19 protein-coding genes are annotated in these 22,835 nt (G+C 73.2%); 13 read left to right on the top strand and 6 right to left on the bottom strand.

Annotated elements, in window-relative coordinates:
• Positions 1-170: 170 nt before the first annotated feature.
• Positions 171-1,112 (bottom strand): helix-turn-helix transcriptional regulator, encoded by a 942-nt coding sequence (locus tag F8568_RS28545; RefSeq protein ID WP_151596779.1) that lies wholly within the window; start codon positions 1,110-1,112, stop codon positions 171-173.
• 160 nt (positions 1,113-1,272) lie between these two features.
• Between F8568_RS28545 and F8568_RS28540 the strand changes: the two genes are divergently transcribed.
• Entirely contained in the window at positions 1,273-1,968 is a 696-nt protein-coding gene (locus F8568_RS28540) for an SDR family oxidoreductase (RefSeq protein ID WP_151596778.1), read from the top strand.
• Between the two features lie 122 nt (positions 1,969-2,090).
• On the opposite strand, the gene F8568_RS28535 is transcribed toward F8568_RS28540, so the two are convergent.
• Both F8568_RS28535 and F8568_RS28530 read right to left on the bottom strand, forming a co-directional pair.
• Entirely contained in the window at positions 2,091-2,549 is a 459-nt protein-coding gene (locus F8568_RS28535) for a VOC family protein (protein WP_151596777.1), read from the bottom strand.
• The gene (locus F8568_RS28530) at positions 2,546-3,586 is read right to left on the bottom strand and encodes an aldo/keto reductase (RefSeq protein ID WP_151596776.1); all 1,041 of its coding nucleotides are present in this window, start codon (positions 3,584-3,586) and stop codon (positions 2,546-2,548) included. The genes F8568_RS28535 and F8568_RS28530 overlap by 4 nt, the downstream gene beginning before the upstream one ends.
• A gap of 401 nt (positions 3,587-3,987) precedes the next feature.
• Here F8568_RS28530 and F8568_RS28525 point away from each other — a divergent pair, with 401 nt between their 5' ends.
• Genes F8568_RS28525 through F8568_RS28515 form a run of 3 tightly spaced genes read left to right on the top strand, consistent with a single transcriptional unit; the run spans position 3,988 to position 5,810 of the window.
• The gene (locus F8568_RS28525; RefSeq protein ID WP_151596775.1) at positions 3,988-4,791 is read left to right on the top strand and encodes a DUF6084 family protein; all 804 of its coding nucleotides are present in this window, start codon (positions 3,988-3,990) and stop codon (positions 4,789-4,791) included.
• Entirely contained in the window at positions 4,779-5,657 is an 879-nt protein-coding gene (locus tag F8568_RS28520) for a hypothetical protein (RefSeq protein WP_151596774.1), read from the top strand. Before F8568_RS28525 ends, F8568_RS28520 begins: the two co-directional genes overlap by 13 nt.
• 3 nt (positions 5,658-5,660) lie before the next feature.
• Positions 5,661-5,810 (top strand): hypothetical protein, encoded by a 150-nt coding sequence (locus F8568_RS28515; RefSeq protein WP_160573790.1) that lies wholly within the window; start codon positions 5,661-5,663, stop codon positions 5,808-5,810.
• Between the two features lie 200 nt (positions 5,811-6,010).
• Here F8568_RS28515 and F8568_RS28510 read toward each other — a convergent pair whose 3' ends face one another.
• From F8568_RS28510 to F8568_RS28500, 3 genes are all read right to left on the bottom strand, one after another.
• Positions 6,011-10,819: a DNA repair ATPase gene (locus tag F8568_RS28510; protein ID WP_151596773.1), complete on the bottom strand. Its 4,809-nt coding sequence runs from the start codon at positions 10,817-10,819 to the stop codon at positions 6,011-6,013.
• A 96-nt stretch (positions 10,820-10,915) separates the two neighbouring features.
• A complete protein-coding gene (locus tag F8568_RS28505; RefSeq protein ID WP_151596772.1) occupies positions 10,916-12,952 on the bottom strand; it encodes a flotillin family protein in 2,037 nt (678 codons plus the stop codon).
• A 56-nt stretch (positions 12,953-13,008) separates the two neighbouring features.
• Positions 13,009-13,809 carry a hypothetical protein gene (locus F8568_RS28500; RefSeq protein ID WP_151596771.1) on the bottom strand — a complete coding sequence of 267 codons (801 nt, stop codon included), beginning with the start codon at positions 13,807-13,809 and terminating at the stop codon, positions 13,009-13,011.
• Positions 13,810-14,350: 541 nt separating this feature from the next.
• Between F8568_RS28500 and F8568_RS28495 the strand changes: the two genes are divergently transcribed.
• From F8568_RS28495 to F8568_RS28455, 9 genes are all read left to right on the top strand, one after another.
• Positions 14,351-15,382 carry a sulfotransferase family protein gene (locus F8568_RS28495; RefSeq protein ID WP_151596770.1) on the top strand — a complete coding sequence of 344 codons (1,032 nt, stop codon included), beginning with the start codon at positions 14,351-14,353 and terminating at the stop codon, positions 15,380-15,382.
• Positions 15,383-15,792: 410 nt separating this feature from the next.
• A complete protein-coding gene (locus F8568_RS28490; protein ID WP_202125442.1) occupies positions 15,793-16,050 on the top strand; it encodes an acyl carrier protein in 258 nt (85 codons plus the stop codon).
• Positions 16,050-16,673 (top strand): SGNH/GDSL hydrolase family protein, encoded by a 624-nt coding sequence (locus F8568_RS28485; protein ID WP_151596769.1) that lies wholly within the window; start codon positions 16,050-16,052, stop codon positions 16,671-16,673. Before F8568_RS28490 ends, F8568_RS28485 begins: the two co-directional genes overlap by 1 nt.
• 128 nt (positions 16,674-16,801) lie before the next feature.
• The gene (locus tag F8568_RS28480) at positions 16,802-17,221 is read left to right on the top strand and encodes a nuclear transport factor 2 family protein (RefSeq protein ID WP_151596768.1); all 420 of its coding nucleotides are present in this window, start codon (positions 16,802-16,804) and stop codon (positions 17,219-17,221) included.
• Between the two features lie 154 nt (positions 17,222-17,375).
• On the top strand, positions 17,376-19,124 hold the full coding sequence (locus F8568_RS28475; protein WP_151596767.1) for an acyl-CoA dehydrogenase family protein: 1,749 nt from the start codon (positions 17,376-17,378) through the stop codon (positions 19,122-19,124).
• Between the two features lie 7 nt (positions 19,125-19,131).
• On the top strand, positions 19,132-20,979 hold the full coding sequence (locus F8568_RS28470) for a fatty acyl-AMP ligase (RefSeq protein ID WP_151596766.1): 1,848 nt from the start codon (positions 19,132-19,134) through the stop codon (positions 20,977-20,979).
• A 59-nt stretch (positions 20,980-21,038) separates the two neighbouring features.
• A complete protein-coding gene (locus F8568_RS28465; protein ID WP_151596765.1) occupies positions 21,039-21,620 on the top strand; it encodes a PadR family transcriptional regulator in 582 nt (193 codons plus the stop codon).
• Positions 21,621-21,824: 204 nt separating this feature from the next.
• On the top strand, positions 21,825-22,337 hold the full coding sequence (locus tag F8568_RS28460) for an ATP-binding protein (RefSeq protein WP_151596764.1): 513 nt from the start codon (positions 21,825-21,827) through the stop codon (positions 22,335-22,337).
• A gap of 150 nt (positions 22,338-22,487) precedes the next feature.
• Entirely contained in the window at positions 22,488-22,835 is a 348-nt protein-coding gene (locus F8568_RS28455) for a hypothetical protein (RefSeq protein ID WP_151540642.1), read from the top strand.

Genomic DNA, 22,835 nt, shown 5'->3' with positions numbered 1-22,835 from the left:
AGGGTGTTCCGGCGGGTGGGGGGTGGTGGGGTGGCGCGACCCGGGGCGGGGCAGGCGGAGCCTGCCCCCATCACCGGCCCCGTACGCAAGCGCCACCCCACCACCCGAACACCCTTCCTGCCGATGCACGCTGGGACGCCGATGAACATTGGTTTCGCGCCCTGGCGACGTCAGCGGGGAGGGCGGGGCGGTCGCGTGGCCGAGGCCGGGGGCGCCGTCCAGCTGGCGAGGAGTTTGAGGCGGTCCTCCGAGGGGGTGCCCGGCTCGGCCGCATAGACGGTCAGGTCGTGTGAAACCCGCTGAGCCAGGGGCAGGTCCAAGGAGCGGAACGCCAACTCCATCCGACCGACCTCCGGATGGTCCAGCCGTTTGACGCCCCCGTGGTGGATCCGGACGTCGTGACTGGCCCACATGGTGCGAAATTCGGGGCTGAGCGTGGACAGTTCGCCGACGAGCTCACGCAGGGCCCGGTCGTGCGGTTCGCGTCCGGCTTCGGCGCGGAGCACGGCGACGGTCGCCTTCGCGCCTTCCTCCCAATCGACGAAGAATTGGCGAGAGCCGGGGTCGAGGAAGAAAAAACGGGGGAAGTTGGCGCAGCCCCGGTCGGCGGTGGTGTCGCTGTCGAACATCGGCGAATAGAGGGCTCTGCACAGCGCGTTGCTCGCGACGATGTCCAGGTGGCCGCTGCGCACGAAGGCGGGCGCCATGGTCATGGAGTCGACCATCCACTGGACGGAGGGCGGGATCTCGGCGTCCTTGCGGCGGCGGTGCGCAGCGCGGGAGGCACGACGGGCGGGGCGAGCCGCTCTGGCCAGATCGAACAGGTAGGTGCGCTCGTCCTCGTCGAGGCGCAATGCCCGGGCGACCGCATCCAGTACGTCCTCGGAGACGCCGCCGATGTGGCCCCTCTCCAGGCGCGTGTACCACTCGGTGCTCACGCCGGCGAGGGCCGCGACCTCCTCGCGGCGCAAGCCAGGAACCCGGCGCCGCCGGCTCGTGGGCAGCCCGACCCGTTCCGGGGCGAGCCTGGCGCGCCGGCTTGTCAGGAAGTCGCGGATATCCGAGCGGTTGTCGGTGCGATCGCCGGGACGGCTCTCGGGCGGAGACTCCATTCGTCCACGGTACTCACGGGCCGGCGGGCAAGGGGGGTTGACCTTATACCCCCTATAAACGCGACCTTGTTCGCCCCTGACGGCGCCGGTTTCGTGGAACCGGCGGTCCGGACGGCATTCCCTCTTCGCCGTCCGGACACTCACACCTCAGGAGCACGACATGACGACCGCCAAGACCGTATTGATCACCGGCGCGACCAGCGGCATCGGAGCGCACACCGCGCGGGCGCTGCTCGACCGCGGCCATCGCGTGGCTGTCACCGGCCGCGACGAGACCAAGCTGAAGACATTTCTGAACGAGACCGGCCGCTACGACCGGCTGCTCGGCCTCGTCGCGGACGCGGCGGACTGGGCGGCGACCGAGTCGGTCGTGACCCGCACCGTGGAGCAATTCGGTGCCCTTGACGCGGCGGTGGCGAACGCCGGTTTCATGACCGGTGACTCCATCGGGGACGGCGATCCGGAGTCGTGGGCGCCGATGGTCCTCACCAACGTTCTCGGCCCCGCCCTTCTGGCTCATGCCGTCCTGCCCCACCTCGAGGCCACCGGCGGACGGCTGGTGCTCGTCGGCAGCGTCGCCGGGCTGAAGAACTCTCCCGGCAATCTTTACTCGGCCACCAAGTGGGCCGTCACCGGGCTCGCCGAGAACCTGCGCCTGCACGCCACGGCCCGCGGCATCGGCGTCACCGTCGTCAACCCCGGCATGATCGACACGCCCTTCTGGCGGGACGCCGGCGCCCCGCCCTTCGCGCTGCCTCCCCAGCCCGTCGCCGACGCCATCTGCTACGCCCTCGACCAGCCGGCGGGCGTCGACCTCAACACCCTGACCGTCCGCCCGATCGGTCAGCCCGTCTGACCTGAGAACGGCCCGGTACGAAACCCGGCGCGGCCCCAAGCGAGCGACAGCTCAGTCGACCCGCCTGGCTCAGCTCGGCCCGCCCGGCTCAGCTCCGTCCGCTCGGCGCGCTCGGCCCCGGCTCAGGCAGGCGGCTCGGTGGGATTGTCGATGGCGGGCATCGGCGGGCCGCCGGGATCCCAGGTGTCCAGGAAGGACGCCTGGAGGCTCTGGTCGACGAGTTCCACGTGCGCGCCGATCGAGTCGACGCGGTGGTAGGCGAACGCGCGGCCGTACGGGCAGCCGGAGAAGGATTCGGGCAGCCCGGCGGCGTCGAGCCCGGCCGTCCCCGCCGCGATGTCGGACGTCCAGAACCCGAGGTGGTGCAAGCCCGGCCGGGAGGTGTCGCCCCACGGCCCGCCCGGCGCGGCCTCGATCAGTTCGACGAACGGCGCTCCACCGGCGGAGAAGACGATCCGGTAGTCCGAGTCCCCGAGCCGCCCGCCGGCGGGGTCGCGCCAGGCCAGGCCCGCGGCGGCGGTGAGGTCGCGCATCGCCGCCGCGAGGTCGGGCACCGTGAAGCAGACGTGGTAGAAGCTCATCGCGGACGGCGGCGGTTCGCGGCCTCCAGCGACGGGTTCCCGGTGAGGTGCTTGATGCCCGCGATGTCGGTGCCGGGCGGGACGACCTCGTCGATCGCGTCCAGGACGGCGGGGTCGAGCCGGACGTCGGCGGCGGCGAGCAGGTCCTCGAGCTGCGGCATCGTCTTCGGCCCGATGATGGTCGAGGTGATCGCCGGGTGCTCGCCGACGAAGGCCAGCGCCATGTGGGTCAGCGGCAGGCCCGCCTCGTCGGCGATCTTGGTGAGCCGCTCGACGGCGTCGAAGCGGACGGGCGCGCTCGGGTCGGTGTCGACGGTGCGGCCCTTCCAGTTCGAGTCGTCGGACGGCGCGAAGCGGGAACCGGCGGGCGCCGCCTCGTCGCGCCGGTACTTGCCGGTCAGCCAGCCGCCGGCGAGCGGGCTCCACGGGATGACGCCCATGCCGTGCCGCCGCGCGGCGGGCAGCATCGCGTCCTCGATCGAGCGGGCGAAGATCGAGTACTGGGGCTGCTCGCAGACGAACCGGGCGCCGCCGCGGCGCGCGGCGGCCCACTGCGCCTCGACGATCAGGTCGGCGGGGAAGGACGACGAGCCGATGTAGCGGACCTTGCCCTGGCGGACGAGGTCGGTGAGGGCGTCGAGGGTCTCCTCCAGATCGGTGTCCCAGTCGGGGCGGTGCATCTGGTAGAGGTCGATGTGGTCGGTGCCGAGGCGGCGGAGGCTGGCCTCGACGGCGCGCACGAGGTAGCGGCGCGACCCGCCGCGCGCGTTGCGCTCGTTCCCGAGCGGGAAGAAGAACTTGCTGGCGAGGACGACGTCGTCGCGGCGGCCCTTGAGGGCGCGGCCGACGATCTCCTCGCTCTCCCCGGCGGAGTACATGTCGGCGGTGTCGACGAAGTTGATCCCGGCGTCGAGCGCGCGGTGGATGATGCGCTCGCAGTCCTCGTGGTCGGGGTTGCCGACCCTGCCGAACATCATCGCGCCGAGGCACTGGGTGCTGACCTCGACGCCGGTTCGACCGAGCTTCCGGTACTGCAAAGTGGGCTCCTTCTCGTGACGGACGGGCAGAACGCTAGAAGCTGGAGCACGCTCCAGGTCAAGCCTCGGGCCGGGGCGCGGCCGGCATGACTCGGGCAAATTTTCCGATCGCCGGGCCGGGCGCCCACACTTCCATATCGGGCAATCGCGTCATACTGCGGACGCTGGCCGGTTCGGCGGCCCATTGAGGCACGCTTTTCCAGCCGTTCCGATCGCTCGGCGGCACGGGCCGTACCGCCCGGATCCGCCGCTGTGAAACACCGGCTTTGCACAATCATGAAATTGTTTTGAAGGCGGTTCCGGCGGTGTTTGCAGTGCAATCCCGGCGGGCAGGCCGAATTGGTCGATGATCTCTGGGGGAAGGCCATGACCACACCCGGCGAATACGGCGCGAGGCCCACGTGAACGCCCGCGACGCCCGCGATGCCCGCGTGAACGCGGTCCCGGAACTGGCGCTGGAACTGCTCGGCATCGAGCCCGAGCCCTTCGCCGCGGCGCCCACGCTGAACCTGCGCATCGGGCTGCGGCGCCCCGACGGCGGGCCCGTCCAGTGCGTCCTGCTCACCACCACCGTGACGATCGCGGCCGCGCGGCGCGGCTACGAGCCCGCCGAACGCGACCGGCTCGAACGGCGGCTCGGCGCCGCCGCACTGTCCGGCGACCCGCCAAACGAGTCCCCGGACGCGCCGCCGGGCGGGCTGCTGTGGGCGCGGATCGGCGTGACCGTCCCGACGTTCCGCGGCGCGACCGAGGTGACCGTCGCGCTGCCCTGCGGGCACGACATGCAGGTCGCCGCGGACCGATACCTGCGCGCCCTGTCCGGCGGCGAGATCCCGCTCGACCTCGCCTTCGACGGCACGGTCTTCTACCCCGGCGAGGACGGCGTGCTGCGCACCGCGCAGCTCCCGTGCCGGCACCGCACGACCGGCGAGCTGTCCGTCGCGGTGTGGCGGAGCCTCGTCGACCGCTACTACGGCGCCGTCCGGTGGCTGCGCCTCGACGAGGACCGCTTCGACCGCCTCGCCGCCTACCGCGCCCGCCGCGCCCACACCTCCTTCGACGACACCGTGGACGAGCTGCTCCGCGCCGCCGAGGACCTCCACGACGACACCGAGCCGGACGACACCGGCGCCGTCCTGCGCGATTCCGCGCTGAGCCCGGAAATGGCCTCGCGGCCCGAGGAGGGCGGCCCATGGACGCCGTGAGGGCGATCGCCGACACCATCCTTTACGAGGGGCATCTGCTGTGGCCTTACCGGCCCTCGGCGGCGCGGCACGGAAAACGCTGGACGGTCGGCGGCGTCCATCCGAAGGAGGACGCGGAACGGTCCGGCGGCCGCTGGACGGTGTCCGCGGAATTCCTGCTGGAGGACGGCCCGGCATCGACCGTCGAGGTCACGCTGCGGTTCCTGCACGCGGTGCACCGGCAGATGATGGACGGTGACGCGCCCGTCCACGAGCTGAAATCCGGCCCGGGGACGTACCGGACGCGGCAGGAGGCCCGCGAACGCGAGATCACCAGCGGCCGGCTGCGCGTGGCGCGGCTGCTGCGCTCGCCCGTCCGCGTGCCCGTCGCGATCGCCGCGGGGCTCGACGAGAAGCCGCTCGGGGGGACGGCGCGGATCGTCCGCACGTGGGACCGGGTGACCGGCACCGTCGTGCTGTCGGCGGAGCGGGCCGCGCCCGGCGCCGTCCGGCTCCGCGCCGTGCTCGCCAACACCGGCGCCGCCGCGGACCGGGACGAGGCGGCCCGCACCGCGATGCTCGCGGCGCACCTCGTCGCGGACGCGTCCGGCGGCGCGTTCGTCTCCCCGGCCGACCCGCCCGCGCATCTCGCGGGCGCGGCGGCGGCCTGCCGCAGCGACGGCCTCTGGCCCGTCCTCGCGGGTCCGCCCGGCGGGCACGGCACGGTGCTCGCCGCGCCGATCGTCCTCTACGACTGGCCGCAGGTGGCCCCGCAGACTCCGGCCGACCTGCTCGGCGGCGCCGGTCTCGACCGGCTGCCGGCCGAGCTCGCGGCCGGCGACCCGCGCGGCGCAGACCGCGCCACCACCGGAACAGGAAGGAGTTGAGCGATGAGGAAGCAGAGCATGGGCGCGCGCAAGCGCGGCATGCGGGCCATGGCGGGCCGCATGATGGTCGGGATGCTGGTGGCCGCGATGGCCGCCGTCCTGATCAAGATGATGCCGGCGCTGATGCGCCGCGCCCGGCCCGAGCAGGAGTGACCGGGACGAGGATCATGCGGGTCTCGTAAGCCCGGCGCTGCGGGTTCGATCCTTGCCCCCGCGACTGCACGGAGGCGCGCCCGACGATCGGGCGCGCCTCTCCTCTGCACGCCGGTCTCTGCGCGCCGGTCCTCTGCGCGTCCTGCGCGTGTCGTCCGCGCGGCCCGCGTCTTCCACGCGTGCTTTGCCGGACGGTCGGGTCAGCGGTCGCGGAGGGCCTTCTCGATGGCGGAGAGCTGGTCGGCGACGTGGAGGAGGGCGCCGGTGGACGGGTCGTCCGCGTGGCCGGCGAGGGTCCGGCCGCGTACGTAGGCGGCCTTGATCTCCGTCCAGCGGGCCTCCTGCTCCGGGGTGAGGACGTTCCGCAGCTCCGCCAGCTTCAGCAGGTTCGACTCGGTGTCGGAGGCGAGCGTCTGCGCCTCGGCGCGGTAGTGGTCGTCGATGAGCGCTTCGAGTTCGGCGGCGTTCATCACCGGCAGGACGCGCTCGGCGAGCCTGTTCATGTCGCGGTAGGAGCCCTGGAGCCGGAACGGCGGCTCGGTGCGGGACGCGTCGTCCTGCGCGGCGGAGGCGATGTAGGCGCGGTTCACGGTCAGCACCACTTGCTGGACGTGCCGGAGCTTCGCCATGACCGGCAGGATCTGGTCGAGTTCGGCCTGCGAGTAGGGGTGCGCGAGGCGGTCCGGGCGGACGTCCCGGTCGCCGGACGCCAGCCGGACGAGGAGCTCGACGTCGCCGCGGTCGCGGCCGGCGAGCGGCGCGAGCACCGGGTTGGAGGTCAGCGCGTTCTCGACGTAGCTGAGCGCGAACAGCTCGTCCTTGCCGGACAGGACGTCGCCGAGGTTCCACACGTCGGCGCGGTTGGCGAGCATGTCGGGGATCCGGAAGCGCTGCCCGGACTCGGTGTAGGGGTTGCCGGCCATGCAGACGGCGAAGCGCCTGCCGCGCAGGTCGTAGGTGCGGGAGGCGCCTTCGACGCGGCGCTGCGCGTCGCAGAGCGGGATGAACTTCTGCAGGAACTCCGGCGAAGTGTGCTGGACGTCGTCGAGGTGGAGCAGGACGTTGTCGCCCATCTCCAGCGCGAAGCCGATCTTCTCGAGCTCGCGGGCGGCGGTGGCGTTCGGCGCCTTCGCCGGGTCGAGGGACGTGACGTCGCGGCCGAGGGCCGGGCCGTCCACCTTGACGAGGGCGAGGCCGAGCCGGTCCGCGACGTACTCGATCAGGGTCGTCTTGCCGTAGCCGGGCGGCGAGACGAGCAGGAGCAGGCCCATCCGGTCGGTGCGCTCGGCGTCGCCGGCGGCGCCGAGCTGCTTGGCGAGGTTGTCGCCGATGATCGGCAGGTACACCTCGTCGACGAGCCGGCCGCGCACGAAGGTGCTCATGGTGCGGGGCTTTAGGGCGGCGAGCCCGAGCCGCCGCGACTCGGCGGCGACGAGGTCGTTGCGCCGCTTCTGGTAAGCGCGGAACGCGGGGACTCGCTCGGTCCGGAACCGCTGCGTGCGCGGGAGCAGTTCGTCGAGCCGGACGTCCAGGCGGCCGCCGGTGATGCGCGGGTGGGTGCCGAGCAGGTCGTCGACGGTGGCGGTGAGCGCGGCGGGGGAGTCGTAGCGGGCGGAGGCGCACAGCACGGACGCGACGGCCTCGGGCAGGTCCGCGGGGTCGGCGTCCGGGACGGTGGCGAGGTGGGAGCCGAGCCACGCTTCGGCGAGCTGGTGGCGGGCGGCGAGGTCGCCGCCGAGCCCCCGCAGGTCGTCCTCCAGGTCGGCGAGGTGCGGGCCGAACGACTTCAGCAGGTCGCGGGCGCCGGTGCCGATGACGAACCCGACCGGCGCGGTGGTCAGCTCCTCGATCAGGTATTCGGCGGCCGAGGGGCCGTCCGGCGCGGGGAGCCCGGTGCGCGCCGCGAACTCCTCGACCGCCGCGGCCAGCTCGGCGGCGAGGTCGTCCAGGGCGGGCGCGCGCCCGAACGAGCGGCGGGCCCGGACGAGGGAGCGCATGCGGGTCGCCCAGGTCGTGCGGCCGACGGCGTCGGCGCCGTGCGTCCAGAACAGCTGGGCGGCGGCGCGGGCGGACGACGGGTAGCGCAGCAGGCCCGCGTCCGCGTACAGGCGCACCAGCACGTCGAGGATGCGGGCGGCGTCGTGGTCGTGGACGCCGCGCTCGTAGCCCTCGTCGAAGCGGTCGGCCGCCTCCTCCCGGACCACCCGCAGCAGGTCGGCGCCCCGCAGCTCCGCCAACGGCCGGGCGGCGAGGATCGACGTCGCCAGGTACTCGGCGCGGTACGTCTCCGGTGTCTCCGAGACGAGGGTCTGGTCCCACAGGCCGCGGGTCGCGGCGAACGCCTCGTCGCGGACCGGCGCCCGGTAGCCGGTCCCGGTGACGGTGAACGCGAGCCCGCCGTCGTGCGGGACGAGCGTCAGCTCGATCGGGCGGGTGTTCACCGCGAACCGGTGCCGGCCGAGGCGGATCGTCGCGCCGTCGTCGCCGTACAGGTCGAGCCGGTCCCGCAGCGCCCGCGCCGCCTGCTGCCGGGCCGCGTTCACCCGCCCGTCCAGCTCCTCGGCGCGCCCGTCGTCGCCGAGTTCCCGCAGCTCGCCCGCGATCGCGCGGACCCGCGCCACCATCGAGTCCGCCGCGAAGTAGGCGTTCACCTCGTCGGGCGAGGCGAGCTCCGCGGCGCGCCGCCGCACCCCGGCGAGGATCCGGTCGGCGGACGCGGTGAGCCGGCCGGCGCGGCGCGCCCGCTCGTCCAGCAGCGTCTGCTTGCGCGACGAGAACGCCTCGTACAGCTCGGTCCGCTTGGTCTCCAGCCCCGCCGCGAACTCCTCCGGCTCGGCGAACCGCGCCTGCAGCGTCTCCAGCCGGAGCAGCAGCCGGCCGAGCCGATCGTCGCAGCGCTCCGGGGTGGACGCGCCGGCCAGCGCGCCCGCGACCGCCTGGTCCAGCAGCGCCAGCTCGGCGGCGAACGCGGCCCGCCCCTCGTGCTCCAGCAGCTCGCGCCGCCGGTTGCCGAGGACGGCGCGGGCCCGGTTGAGCCCGCCGAGCACCTCCCCGACGCGCTCCAGGATCGCGGTGCGGGCCGTCGCGTCGGTGATGTCGAGGTCCCCGACGATCTCGGTGACGACCTCCAGGCCCTCGTTCTGCGCGTCGAGGAGCTCGGCGAGCGGCGCCGCGTCGGCGGCCGTCGCGATCGCCCCGGCCGCCTCGGCGATCCGCGCCACCTCGGCGTGGTAGCCGGTGAAGGCGCCCTCACCCCGCAGGAACCGGACGGACCGCTCGCCCAGACCGCGCAGCTCCGTCTCCACCGTCTCCGAGAGCTCGTCGATGCGGGCGGTGTCGGCGTACCGAACGTCGCGGAGCGTCTCCAGGCGGCCGAGCGCCCGGCGCATCTCCGCGAGCTGCGCGACCCAGCCGTCCGCCGTCGCGGGCTCCTCGGCGCTCACCCTGCGGACCAGCGCGGTGACGTCCTCGCCCGCCTCGTCCACCGCGGCCGCCGCCTGCTCGGTGAGCGCGCGGACCTTCTCGTACTCCTCCAGCACCTGCCGAGCCGTCGCCCGGACGTCCGCGAGCGGCGCCGCGAGGTCGCCCAGCTCCGCGTCCGCCAGCCAGTGGAACAGGTCGATCGCCCGCGTGCACGCCGCGATCAGCGCCTCGAACACCCGCGCGGACGGCGACATCTCGTCCACCATCCGGGTGACCGACAGGCACTCGGAGATCCCCCGGACCAGGTCGGCGTTCCCGACCCGCTCCAGCGGGCCCGTCCCGACCGGCTGCGCGGCGGCGTGCTCGTCCGACACGAACGGCGTCGCCCACACCTGCACCGGATGCGCCCGGACCGGCTCCGCCGGCGCCGCCCGCAGCACCGCCAGCGTCCCGTCCCCGAACAGCGCGTACCCGTGGCACGTGATCGGCGACGCCACCCGCTTGCGGATCACGTTGTACGGCAGCAGCAGCGACCGCCCGTCCGCCCGCGAGTGGAACACGTACAGCACGTCCTCGCCGTTCGGCGACCGGACGACCCGCTCGTACTCCAGCCCCGCCACGTCGGTGTCGAACGTCTTCACCGCGCCGGTGTCCAGGCAGTAGCCGCCCGGGAAGACGATCCCGTGGTCGTCCGGCAGCCGCCGGCACGCCTGCCCGATCCCGTCGAGCCGCACGACCTCCTTCGTCCGCACGTTGAACACCAGGTGCCGCCACGCCGGCTCGTTGTACGGCCGGATCCGCAGCACGACCAGCGCGCCGACCCGCGCGTACCGCACGTCGGCGTCCGCGAGCGCCTGGAGCGGCTCGTCCACCGGCTCGGAGTGGATCCCCTCGCCGGTGGACGTGTCGTTCTCCGCCTTGACCGTCAGCGCCCCGCCGACCGTGTCGACGAACACCTCGCCCGCGACCGAGATGTGCGGGTGCAGGCCGCGGACGTGGTCGTCGCGGGTCGTCTCGATCCACTCCACCTCGTGCGCAGGCGGGAAGGAATGGTCGCGCTCGCCCTGGTTGTCCTCGTAGGCGACGGTGCCGTCCGGGGCGGTCCGCCAGCGCAGGACGCGCAGGTCCGACAGCTGCGGCCCGGTCTGGAACACCGCGAGCAGCCGCCCCTCCACCAGCCGCAGCTGCAGCAGCCGCGCCTGCCGGTAGTACCGGAACATGTCGGCGAAGTCGCGGCGGAAGCGCGGGTCGTCCAGCAGCCCCGGCACCGCGTCCGCGCCCGCCGGTCCGAGCGCGCCGCCGTCGCCGAACCGGTGCAGGGAGAACACGTCCTCGACGGACGCCGTGCCCGCCGTCCCCGGCGGGTTGCAGCCGAGCAGCAGCATCCCGCCGAGCGCGACCGCGTCGCGGGGCACGACCGCGCGCTCCGTCCGGACCTGCTCGGTGCCGGTCAGCCGCAGCTCTGCGCCGCCGAACACCTCCAGCCGGCGGGCGTTCAGCGCCTCCGCCCGCCGCGCCGCCTCCGCGGCCCGGTCCGCGAGCCGCGCCCGCAGCACCTCGTACGTCCCCTGGTCGAGCCCGCTCACGCGTCCACTTCCATCCTGGTCGGGAGTCCGGTCGCGGCGCGCCGCCCCGTGAGGGGTCGCTGCGGGCGGTGCGCCGCGGGTCGAGGCGGCCGGCGGTCAGCCCGCCGAAGCCGGCGGGGTCCCGTTCGACGCCGCGGCCGGCCCCGCCGCGAGCGGCGCGTCCGCCACGCCGAGGCGCTGCGCGGCGTCCAGCAGACTGCTGAGCGCGGATGCGTTCGAGCCGCCGGACGAGGCGAGCCGCGTCAGCAGCGCCGCGATCGTCAGGTCGCCGACGCCCCCGCCGCCCGCCGACTCCAGCACCCGGGTCAGGTCGCCGCTGAACGAGCCCGTCCCGTCCAGCCACGACCCGCCGAGCGCCCGGACGGTCTGCGAGCCCCCGACGAACCCGTCCACGGTCTTGCCGAGCGCGATCGAGCCGACGAGCTTGTCCAAGAACACGCTGTCGCCGCCGACGATGTCGATGTCGGCCTTCTCCAGCCCCGCCGCGAGCACCGCCGCCTGCGCCTCCGCGACCTCCCGCTGCACCTGGATCCCGGCCAGCCGGACGTCCTTCTCCGCCTGCAGCCGCAGCCGGTACTCCTCGTGCCCGCGCGTCGCGTCGTCCAGCGCCGCCATCGCCGCCGCCTTGTCGGTGAGCCCCTCCGCCTCCGCCTTCAGCGCGCCCTTGATCCGGACCGCCTCGGCGAGCGCCTTCTGCTCGGCGACCGCCGCCTCGGCGCGGCCGACCTTCTCGATCGCCGCCGCGTCCCGCTCCCGGACCTCGACCTCCGCGAGGCCCTCCGCCGCGGCCTCCGCGCGGATCCCCTCGGCCAGCCGGATCTTGGCCTCCGCGTCCAGCTCGGCCGCCTGCCGCCGCGACTCGGCCATCGTCAGCTGCTCGCGGGCGCGGTGCTGCGCCGCCGCTTCCGCGGCCTCGGCCGCCTTGATGTCCTTGACGAGGCTCTCCTGCGCCTCCGCCTCGGCCTGGATGACCACCGCCTGGCGGGTCCGCTCGGCCTCCTCGACCACCCGCACCCGCTTGATGGACTCCTCCTGCTCGGCGACCGTCCGCTCGACCGCGATGCGCTCCCGGATCACGTTCGCGATCTCCCGCTTCTCCGCCTCGACCTCCTTGTTCGCGGCGATGCGGGTCAGCTCGGTCGCGCGCTCGCGGGCGATGACCTCCAGCATCCGGTCCTTCTCGATCCGCTCGTTCTCGACCGCGATGACCCGCTCCTTGTTCTTCGCGGCCACCGCCACCTCGCGGTCGCGGTTCTCCTGCTGCACGCCGAGCTGCTCGTCGGTGCGGATGTCCGCGGTCCGCGCGCGCAGCCGCTCCTCCGCCTGCACCCGCTCGGTCTCCGCCTTCTCCCGCGCCCGGACCGTCTCGATCTCGCGCTGCTGGCGCAGCTCCGCGTCCGCCTGGCGGCGCTCCAGCTCCAGGATCGCCTCGCGCGCCTCCACGTTCTGGCGGGTGATCTCCTTCTCCTCGGTGCGGGTGTACTCGTTGGTCCGGACGTGCTCGATCGCGGTCAGCTCGGTGATCTTCCGGATGCCCTGCGCGTCCAGGATGTTGGACTTGTCCAGCGACAGCAGCGGCGTCTGCTCCAGGTAGTCGATCGCCGCGTCCTCCAGGCTGTAGCCGTTCAGGTCGGTGCCGATCAGCTCGATGATGTGGTCGCGGAACTCGTGCCGGCGCGTGTAGAGGTCGGTGAAGTCCAGGTGCTTGCCGACCGTCTTCAGCGCCTCGGAGAACTTCGCCGCGAACAGCGCCTGCAGCGTGTCCTGGTGGCTGGCGCGGTCGGTGCCGATCGCCTGCGCCACCTTGATCACGTCCTCGACGGTCTTGTTCACCCGGACGAAGAACGTGATGCGGATGTCCGCGCGGATGTTGTCCTTGCAGATCAGTCCGTCCCGGCCGGTCCGCTCGATCTCGATCGTCTTCACCGAGATGTCCATCAGCTCGGCCTTGTGCAGGACCGGCAGGACCACCGCGCCGGTGAAGGTGACGTCGACCCTCTTCAGCTTGGAGATGATCAGCGCGCTGCCCTGGTCGACCTTGCGGAACAGCCGGGTCATCATCAGCGCGAGGCCGAGCGCGATGAGCAGTGCGAGCGCGATCAGCACGCCCGCTCCGATCGTGATGGCGTCCATCGGGATCCCTGTCTACTGGGGTGATGTGGGATGCGGGGGTCGGGGACGATCGGAGGTCAGGGGGCCTGCTCGTAGGGCATGACCCAGAAGAACTGGCCGTCCGGATCGAAGTCGAAGATCAGCGCGGTGCTGCCGGCGGTGAGCGCGGGCCCTCCCGCGCCGGGCGGGGCGCCGGCGGGGGCGCCGCCGGCGGCGGCGTCCAGCGCGTGCCGGCGGACCTGCACGATGGCGGACGAGCCGTCATCGGCGGTGACCTCGGCCTGGCCGAAGTCCACGCCGACCCGCCCGGTGCGGATGACGCAGGTGCGGCCGACGAAGTCGCGCAGCGACGCCGCCGGCTCCTCGCGGAACACCCGGCGCAGCGGGACGATCGCGACCCGCGTCCCGAGCCAGGCCGCCGCGAGCGCCACGGCCAGCACGGCGCCGGCGAGCGGCGGGGCCGGCGTGCCGCCGCCCGCCAGCACCGACCCGGCCAGGCTCGCGAACCAGGCCAGCGCGATCAGCAGCGACAGCGTGATGGTGGCGGGGACGCCGCCGAGCCCGATCGCGCCCAGCGGCCCGCCCGACCCGTGGCCGTCCCCGTGCCCCCCGGACGGATCGTGCCCGCCGCCGTGGCCGTGCGCGCCCGCGTGCGCGTCCACGACTCCGTGACCGTGGAAGCCGCCGTGGCCGTGGAAGCCGCCGCCGTGCCCGTGGCCGCCCACACCGGCACCGGCCCCCGTATGGCCATCGGTGCCGGCGTGGAAGTGCCCCAGACCGCCGAGCAGGACGAGCGTCCAGTACGCGGCGACCACCACCAGAGAGAAGCTGAAAAGCGCGGTGGGAAAGCCGATCGCGGTGTCGACGAATTCACGCATGGCCGTGCACGCTCCCGCCTCGAGGCGTCATTCACCGTCCGGGCCGCCGAATGCGGTAACCGGTGGAAAAGGGGTTCAGGAGAATGCGCTGCCGTATCCGGTTCCCGGCCGGATACGGCCGGTCATGTATCCGGATATGAGTCCGCCCAGGTCGCGGAGGTCAGGCCGGCCCGAAGCCGGAGGCTGCGCGGGGTCGGACGCGAGATGCGGCGCCGCGGCGGGGGCGGGGCCGAGGAGAAGGGCCGGGGGGTCATCTGAAATCCTCCTGGTCGGAGACAGAACCTGCCTCGCCGACCAGACTTCCCGGCACACCGGGGGTTACATTACTCCGGTTCTCCCGGCCAGGGAAGCCTTTTGTTGGGGCCTGACGGAGATGCCGGTGTTTCTCGTGCTCCGGCGCCGGTTCCGGAAAACGGCGGGACGGGAGGCGCTTCTCCGGCACAAAAGGCGATATTGCACATAGTGACGTCGCGAACACTTTCAGCGAACTTAGAGGTTCGTCTGAGGTCGGGTTCAGGCGGTGTCCGTACCTTCACGCGCCATGACCTCGCAGTCCCACCGGCCCGTGTTCGTCCTCGGCTGCCCGCGCTCCGGCACGACGCTGCTGCAGCAGATGCTGCACTCGCACCGGCGCCTGGCGGTGCCGTCCGAGACGAGGTTCGTGCACGTCGCCTACGAGCGGCGGCTCGACTTCGGCGACCTGCGGGCGGAGGCGAACCGGCGCGCGCTCGGCGAGTGGATCACCACGGGCGGCGGGACGAGGTTCGGCGTCCTCGGCCTGGACGCCGGCGAGGTCGTCGACGACATCGTGCACGGACCGCCGACGCTCGGCTCGGCGCTCGCCGCCGTGTTCCGCCGCTACGCGCGCGAGCACGGCAAGGCGCGGTGGGGCGACAAGCGGCCGAGCTACTTCCGCAAGGTGCCGATGCTGCTGCGGATGTTCCCCGACGCGCAGTTCGTCCACCTCGTCCGCGACGGACGGGACGCGGTCAGCTCGCTCGTCCGGATGCCCTGGTACGAGGGCGACGTCCACTCCGCCGCGCTGACGTGGCGGGAGGCCGTCGACACCGGAAGCAGGCTCGCGCGGCGGCTCGGCCCCGGCCGGTACTTCGAGATGCGCTACGAGGACCTGGTCGCCGACCCGGAGCGGTCGCTTGCGGCCCTGTGCGGGTTCCTCGAGGAGGAGTACGACGAGGCGATGGCCGAGCCGCACCACCACGCGCGCCGGACGGTGCCGTCCGAGCGCCGGTGGCACCTGCGCACGCACGAGGCCGTCAACGACCGCAACGTCGGCGCGTGGGCGGTGCGGATGCAGCCGTGGGAGGCCGACCTCGTCGAGCACGTCCTGAGGGACCGGCTGCGGCGGCACGGGTACGCGCTGACGGGACGGGACCGTCCGGCGGCGGCCCACGTGGCGCGGTTCCAGCGGACGGCGGCGCACCGCTGGCGGGCGCAGCGCGCTATTTCGGTCCGGGACCGGATGGCCCGCCGGCAGGAGCCGAATCCCGTTGGTTCGTTGCTGACCGGGCCGGCGACCGGCGCGTCGATCGTTCACCTCCGGCCCGATCACTGATCGGACGGCGGCCGCGAGGCCGCCTGGTCGGCTGTCCGAAATTCTCATGGAACGTGCCCGGCGCGCCGTGCCGGGGCGGTGCGGGGGCGGCTGCGCGGTCGTGGGGAACGGTGCAGGTCGCGTGCCGCGGGACGGCGGGCGGGGGAGGAGCGGCCGGATGGGGCGGCCGGGGCGGCGGTCGCCTGACGGCGCTGTGGTGGGCCCCTTACGGAAACGGTTACCGTCCGGTACACAGGCTCCGTTTTACCGCCCCGCTTACTTAATTTACGGAAAAGTGACATGCTCGTGTCCGATAGTTCACAGTCGGATCTGTGACATGCCGTACATATGCATGTACCGTGCCATGTGCTCAGCTACGGATGGCCATCGGGGTTTGGTTCAGAAGATCCTCTGACAAAAAGGGGAGTGCGGTGAGCGGATCGCAAACAATTTCCTACGACGAGCTCCAGATGTGGCTTCTTGACCGCATCGCCTTCTACCTCGACAGGCCGACGGAAAATATCGACCCCGCGGTCGAGCTGGCCCGCTACGGCGTCGATTCGGTGTACGCGATCAGCATCATCAGCGACATCGAGGACCACCTGCAGGTGGAGGTGGACGTGGCCGAGGCGCGGCGCCGCGAGACGGTCGCCGACCTCACCGCCTACCTCCTCGACCTCGTCGCGTGATGGCCGGCCCGCCGGCCGCGGGCGCCGCCCTGGTGGTGCTCGGCGACAGCGTGGCCGAGGGCCGCGACGACCCCGCCCCGGCGGGCGGCTGGCTCGGCTGGGCCGGCCGGCTCGCCCGGCGCCTCGGCGTGGCCCCCGGCGACCTGCTGAACGTCTCCGACGCGGGCGCCACGATCGAGGACGTGGTGCGCGACCAGCTGCCCGCCGTGCGCGCCGCGCGGCCGCGCCTGGCGGTGCTCGGCTGCGGCATGAACGACGCGCTGACCGGGTTCGAGCCGGCCGCGGCGGGTGCCCGGCTGGACGAGGTGCACCGCTGGGCGCGCGACGCCGGGACCGGCCTGCTGGCGATTCCGGTGCCCCGCCCGCCGCTGCTCGAACGGTCTCCCATCTCGCAGTTCCGCAAGAAACGCGTGCTGCAGCGCATCGCCGTCTTCAATGCCGAGCTGGAACGTGCCGCACGCGACTTCGGAATGGCGTTCCCGGCCCGGGAAACGGTGACGAGAATCGCCGATCCCGCCATGTGGAGCGGGGACGGAATCCATCTCAGCCCGGCCGGGCACGATTATGTCGCGGAGGTGATGGCGGAGCTGGCCGCCGAGCTGCTCGGCGAGCGGGCGAACTGAGATCGGGGCAGTCTCGGGGGCAGTCGAAGAGTCGGGATGACGATGAAGAGACCATTATCGCCGGCCCGTGTCCCGCGTTCACCGGCACCGATCCAGTGCGCGGGCGCCGGCGCCGGGGAGGGGGCGAGATGACGGTTCCCGGAACGTTCCGAGCGGCGGTGGAGGCCAAGGACCTCGCCGCCATCACCCGGGCGCTGGACCCGGGCATCGAGTTCCACAGCCCGGTGATGGTGAAGCCCTACCACGGCCGCGACGCGGTCACCGGGCTGCTGCGCGTCCTGCTGGAGGTGTTCGAGGACTTCCGCTACACCGACGAGCTCGCCGGGACGGACCCGCCGGGCGGGCTCGCACAGCCGCTCGCACAGCCGCCCACGCAGGCGCTGGTGTTCAGCGCGCGCGTGATGGGCAAGGCGCTGCAGGGCCTGGACCTGCTCAGGTTCGGCGACACCGGGCTGGTCACCGGGCTGACGGTGATGGTCCGGCCGCTGCCCGCGGCGATGACGCTGGCCCGCGTGGTCGGCCACCGCATGGAGGACCAGGGGGCGTGACGGGGCGACCCCTTCATGACGGGGGATCCCCTTCGTGACGGGCCGCGCGGGCCGGGGGCGTGGGGGCCGCCTCCGCCCGGCTCCGGCCCGGCGGCGCCGCGCGTCGGTGAGGGCGCGCGGGCACCGCGACAAGTTCGGCTACAGGGAGTGGAAGATGGACAGCGGAATGGTCCCCGCACGCACCGGCCTGTCGCCGGCGCACGGCATAGCGGCCGATCTGGACAGATTCCTCGGCGACCCCATGGACGACGAGGCCGGCCCGTTCTCCTACAAGGCGATCGTCGAGGCCGAGGAGCGCGACGAGCTGCCGCCCGGCGCGGTGGACGCCGTCCGGGCCTGGGGTTTCCCGAAGTACCTGGTGCCGTCCGGGCTGGGCGGGCGGCTGACGACGCTGGAGGAGCTGTTCTTCGTCACCCGCGGCATCTCGCGGCGCAGCGTCACGGTCGCGGTGATGTACGGGTCGGGCCTGCTGGCGGTGAACCCGGTGTGGCTGTGGGGCGACGAGCGGCAGCGCCGGACGGTCGCCGACGGCGTGCTGAACGGCGACCTCGCCTGCTTCGGGGTGTCGGAGGCCGACCACGGCAGCGACGTGATGGCGAGCGAGTCCGAGGCGGTGAGCAAGGGCGACGAGCTGGTGCTTACTGGGACGAAGTGGCCGGTCGGCAACGCGACGCGCGGCCGGTTCGTCACGACGTACGTCAAGACCGGCTCGCGTGACTTCTCGCTGCTGCTGGTCGACAAGACGACCCTAGACCCGGACACCTGGTCGACGCTGCCGCCCGTCCGGACGCTCGGGCTGCGCGGCCACGACCTGAGCGGCGTCGTGTTCGACGGCGCGCGGCTGCCGGCGGACTGCGTGATCGGGCGGCGCGGGGCCGGGCTCGTCCAGACGCTGAAGACGCTGCAGATCACCCGGACGGCGATCGCGGCGCTGTCGGTCGGGACGATGGACGCGGTGGTGCGGATAGCGATGGAGTACGCGCACCAGCGCACCCTGTACGGCGCGGACATCTACCAGATCCCGGTGATCCGCGACCATCTGCTGAAGGCGCACCTGGACCTGCTGGTCGCCGAGTGCGTCGCGATCCCGGTGGCGCGCGCGCTGACGGTCGCGCCGGGGCGGCTGAGCCTGTGGTCGTCGATCATCAAGTACTTCGTCCCGGTGCAGGGCGACGAGGTCGTCGCGAGCATGGGAACGGTCCTGGCGGCGCGCGGCTACCTGCGCGAGGGCGTCGCGCACGGGGTGTTCCAGAAGCTGCAGCGCGACCACGCGATCGCGAGCATCTTCGAGGGCACCACGCACGTCAACCTCGCGAACGTCGCCGCGCAGCTGCCGTTCCTGTGCCGCCCGCCGGAGGAGACGGGCGAGGAGGACGCGCTGCTCGCCGAGCTGTTCTCCTGGACCCGGACGCCGCCGACCTGGCAGCCGGACGGCCGCCGGCTCCAGCTCACCAACGAGGGCCGCGACGAGGTCGGGCAGCGGTTCGAGCAGATCTCCGAGGAGCTGCTGTCGGCGGCGAACGCGCACGCCGCGCCGGGTGTCGCCGCCGAGCTGAAGGACCTGCTGTCGAGCATCGGCGCGCTGCGCGCGAAGGTCGACGAGGGCATCCGGGACAGCGAGGGCGACACCTCGTCGGTGGCGGCGCTGATGCGGGCGCGCAAGTACTGCGAGCTGCACGCGATGGTGTCGTGCATGCTCACGTGGCTGCACAACCACCGCGAGTTCGGCGGAGCGTTCGCGGACGGGCAGTGGCTCGTGCTGTGCCTGCAGCGGCTGCTGCAGCGCACCTACCCCGACACCATCCTGTCGGAGGACTTCCTGCCGGCGTTCGAGGACGCGATGTTCCGCACGTCCGGCGAGGGCCGCTGGTTCACGCTGGCGTCGCTGGGCGAGGACGTGTGACGGCGCCATGAGCATGGGCAAGCACACCGATTTCGTGTCGGCCGTCCGGGAGACCGCGCGGACGTACGGGGACGCGCGGGGCTTCACCTTCGTCAAGGAGGAGCCGGGCCCCGGCCGCGCCTACCGGGAGGACGCGCTCGGCCTCGCCGAGCTGGACCGGCGGGCCAGGGCGCTGGCCCGCCGGCTGGAGGAGCGCGGCCTGCGGGACCGGGCCGTCCTGCTGCTGTATCCGGAGGGCCTGGAGTTCATATCGGCGTTCGTCGGCTGCCTGTACGCGCGGGTCGTGGCCGTCCCGGCGCCGCTTCCGGTGCTGGACGCGGGGCGCTTCGACCGCACGCGCCGGATCATCGACGACGCCGACATCACCTGGATCCTCACCGACGGCGCCCATCTCGGCGCGATCGAGGGGTGGCTGAAGGAGGCGGGGCTCGCCGGAAAGGTGCAGTGCCTCGACACCGAAACGGCCGGGAACGGGGACCCGCTCGGGGACGCGGACGCGTGGACGATGCCGGAGTTCGGCCCGGACACGCTCGCGTTCCTGCAGTACACGTCCGGTTCGACGAGCGAGCCGAAGGGCGTGATGGTCACCCACCGGAACCTGGTGTACAACGCCGAGGAGATCCGGCGGCGCATCGAGGGGACGGCCGAGTCGATCGGCGTCGGCTGGGTGCCGCACTTCCACGACATGGGCCTCGTCGGCCAGTTCCTGGAGCCGCTGTACCTCGGCATGCGGTACGTGCTGACGTCGCCGATCACCTTCATCAAGCGGCCGGTGCTGTGGCTGGAGCTGATCACCCGGCACCGCGCGACGATCACCGTCGCGCCGAACTTCGGGTACGAGCTGGCGCTGCGCCGCGTCACCGACCGGCAGATCGAGACGCTGGACCTGTCGTCGCTGCAGACGGTGAAGAACGGCGCAGAGCCGGTCCGGGCGGCGACGCTGGAGCGGTGGAGCGAGCGGTTCGCGCCCGCCGGGTTCGAGCCGCGGATGTGGATGCCGTGCTACGGAATGGCGGAGGCGACGCTGCTCATCAGCGCCGCCCCGTGGGGCACGGGCCCGGTGATCCGCGACTTCGACGCCGCCGCCCTGTCGCGCGGCCGGGCCGTGCCGGCGGAGGAGAGCGAGGAGCGCGAGGGGCCGGGCGGGGACGCGCCGGACGGCCCGGACGCGGCGGTGCGGCGGCTGGTGAGCAGCGGCCGCCCGGTCACCCTGGACGTCCGCGTCGTCGACCCGGAGACCCTTGAGGCGCTCCCTGACGGGCGGACGGGTGAGCTGTGGGTGCGCGGCGGCAGCGTCGCCGCGGGCTACTGGCGCAGCCCCACGGCGACGCGCGTGACGTTCCAGGCGTACACGGCCGACGGCGACGGCCCGTTCCTGCGCACCGGCGACCTCGGGTTCGTGGACGGCGGCGAGGTGTTCGTCACCGGCCGCAGCAAGGACCTGATCATCGTCAACGGGCGCAACGTCCACGCCCACGACATCGAGGAGACCGCGCAGGCGGCGCATCCCGCCGCGCTGATCGGCGCCGCGTTCATGCTCGACGGCGTCACGACCGAGGACGGCCGGGAGCAGGTCGTGCTCGTGCAGGAGATCAGCACGCGGGCCGCGGGCGGGACGCCGCCGGACGAGCTGGCGGGGCTCATCAAGGCCGCCGTGGCGCGCGCGCACGAGCTGCCCGCGCTGAGCGTGGTGCTGACGGGGCGCGGCACGGTCCGCCGGACGACGAGCGGCAAGCTGCGGCGCGGCCCGACCCGGCAGGCGCTGCTGGACGGCGAGGTCAGAGCGCTGGGCGCGGACCTCGAGCCGGGCGTCGCGAAATTCGTCCATACTCACCCTAGTCAAAAGCATGACTAATCATGTTGTTGTCTGATAAAGTCGGGCATCACCCTGAGTCAAGCAGGGAGAGAAGTCCGATGGCCTTGCGTCACGCGGTCCTGGCGGCGTTGCTCGACGGCGAGTACAGCGGCTACCAGCTGGCCAAGATCTTCGATTTGTCGGTCTCCAACTTCTGGCACGCCGTCCCGCAGCAGCTCTACTCGGAGCTGTCGAGGTTGGAGACCCAAGGACTGATCAGCGGACGGCAGGTCATCCAGCACGACCGCCCCAACAAGCGCGTCTACACCGTCACCCGGGCCGGCATAGACGAGCTGGAGCGCTTCGCCAGCACCCCCGCGAAACCCGGGACCATCCGCGAGAACATCCTCGTCATGGTGCAGGCCGTCGACCACATCTCCGCGGACGCGGTGATCGCGCAGCTCGAGGAGCGCGCCCGCATGTCCGCGGCGAAGGTCGAACTGTTCGAGCGCATGCTCGTACGCCTGCGCGGCGACCTGGACGAGCACACGTTCCTGCGCAGCGCCACGCCGATCGGCCCGTACCTGACGTGCCTGCGGGGCCGCCGGTTCGAGCAGGAGCACCACGAGTGGTTCACCAGCACCGCCCGGCTGCTGCGCGCCAGGGCGGGCGCCCACGCCGAAGGGGGCGAGGCGTCGTGACCGGCGCCGGCCGCACGGCCGCGGCCCCTTCGCACACCGTGCCGCCGTACGCACCCGGGCCGGCGAGGCCGGCCGGGCGGCGCGGGGAGCCCCTCGGGGAGCCCCGGACGGCGATACGGGCCTTCACCCCCAGCGACCTCCCCGGCCAGGAGTCAAGGCCGGGCCGGGACGGGCCGCCACGCCTTAGTCAAGGAGGCGTTCCACATGTCGGGCGAACACCGCACCATCGAGTTGCCTAGCACCCTGGCCACCCCCCACCGCACTCTCCCCGCCCACCCGCAGGGCCTCACCACGATGGAGGGGCCGGACCCCGTCCTGCTCGGCGAGCTGACCCTGCCCGCCGAGCGCGCGTCGGTCCCGCGGGCCCGCGCGTTCGGCCGCGCCGTCCTCGGCTCCGCCGGCGCCGCGCACGCCGGCGACGACGCGGAGGTCCTGATCTCCGAACTGGTCACGGGCGCCGTCCGGCACGCCGCCGGCACCGGCACCCTGCTGTGCCTGCGGCTGCTGCGGGCCGGGTCCCGGCTGCGCATCGAGGTGCACGACCGCGGCGCCGCGCTGCCGCACGCCAGGCCCGTCGACCTCATGGAGGAGACCGGCCGCGGCTGGTTCCTCGTCGCGGCCCTCGCCGAACGGCACGGCACCGACCTCACCGCCGCCGGCAAGACGGTCTGGTGCGAGCTCGGCGGCCGGCCGCACGACGAGCGGCACCCGCACTGACCGGGGCACCGTCCCGGCCCGCGCACCCGTGCGGGCACGGGCGCGGTGCACCCTGCGCGGCGCGGCGCCGCCCCGTACCGCCGGCCGGCCGGCCGGCGGGGCTCACGCGCGCGCCGACGGACGCCCATACCGGCGGCGATGGGGATTGCCATGTCCGTGGAGTACTACCGGGCCGATGGGATACGCGCCACGGCGGACGAGGCGCAGCGGCTGCTGCTCGACGCGCGGTCGAGGCTGCTCGCGCAGGACGTCATCCGCGTCGGCGGCGTCGTGGTGGTCGTCTCCACCTGGTTCACCGTGATCGACCTCGGGTTCGCGGCGAACGGGAGACCCCTGCTCTGGCAGACGATCGTGTCCGACCTGTCGATGCACGCCGACGTCGGGCGCTACAGCACGCGGGAGAAGGCGGCCCGCGGCCATGCCGAAGCGGTGGCGATGATCACCGGCCGGCTGCGCGGCCTCGTCGCCCGCGCCGCACTGGACGAGGCGCGCCCGTGA

It is taken from the genome of Actinomadura physcomitrii (assembly GCF_008923205.2).
Classification (GTDB): domain Bacteria; phylum Actinomycetota; class Actinomycetes; order Streptosporangiales; family Streptosporangiaceae; genus Spirillospora; species Spirillospora physcomitrii.
The sequence above is the reverse complement of the archived record's forward strand: the minus strand, read 5'-3'. Positions and strand labels throughout refer to the sequence as shown.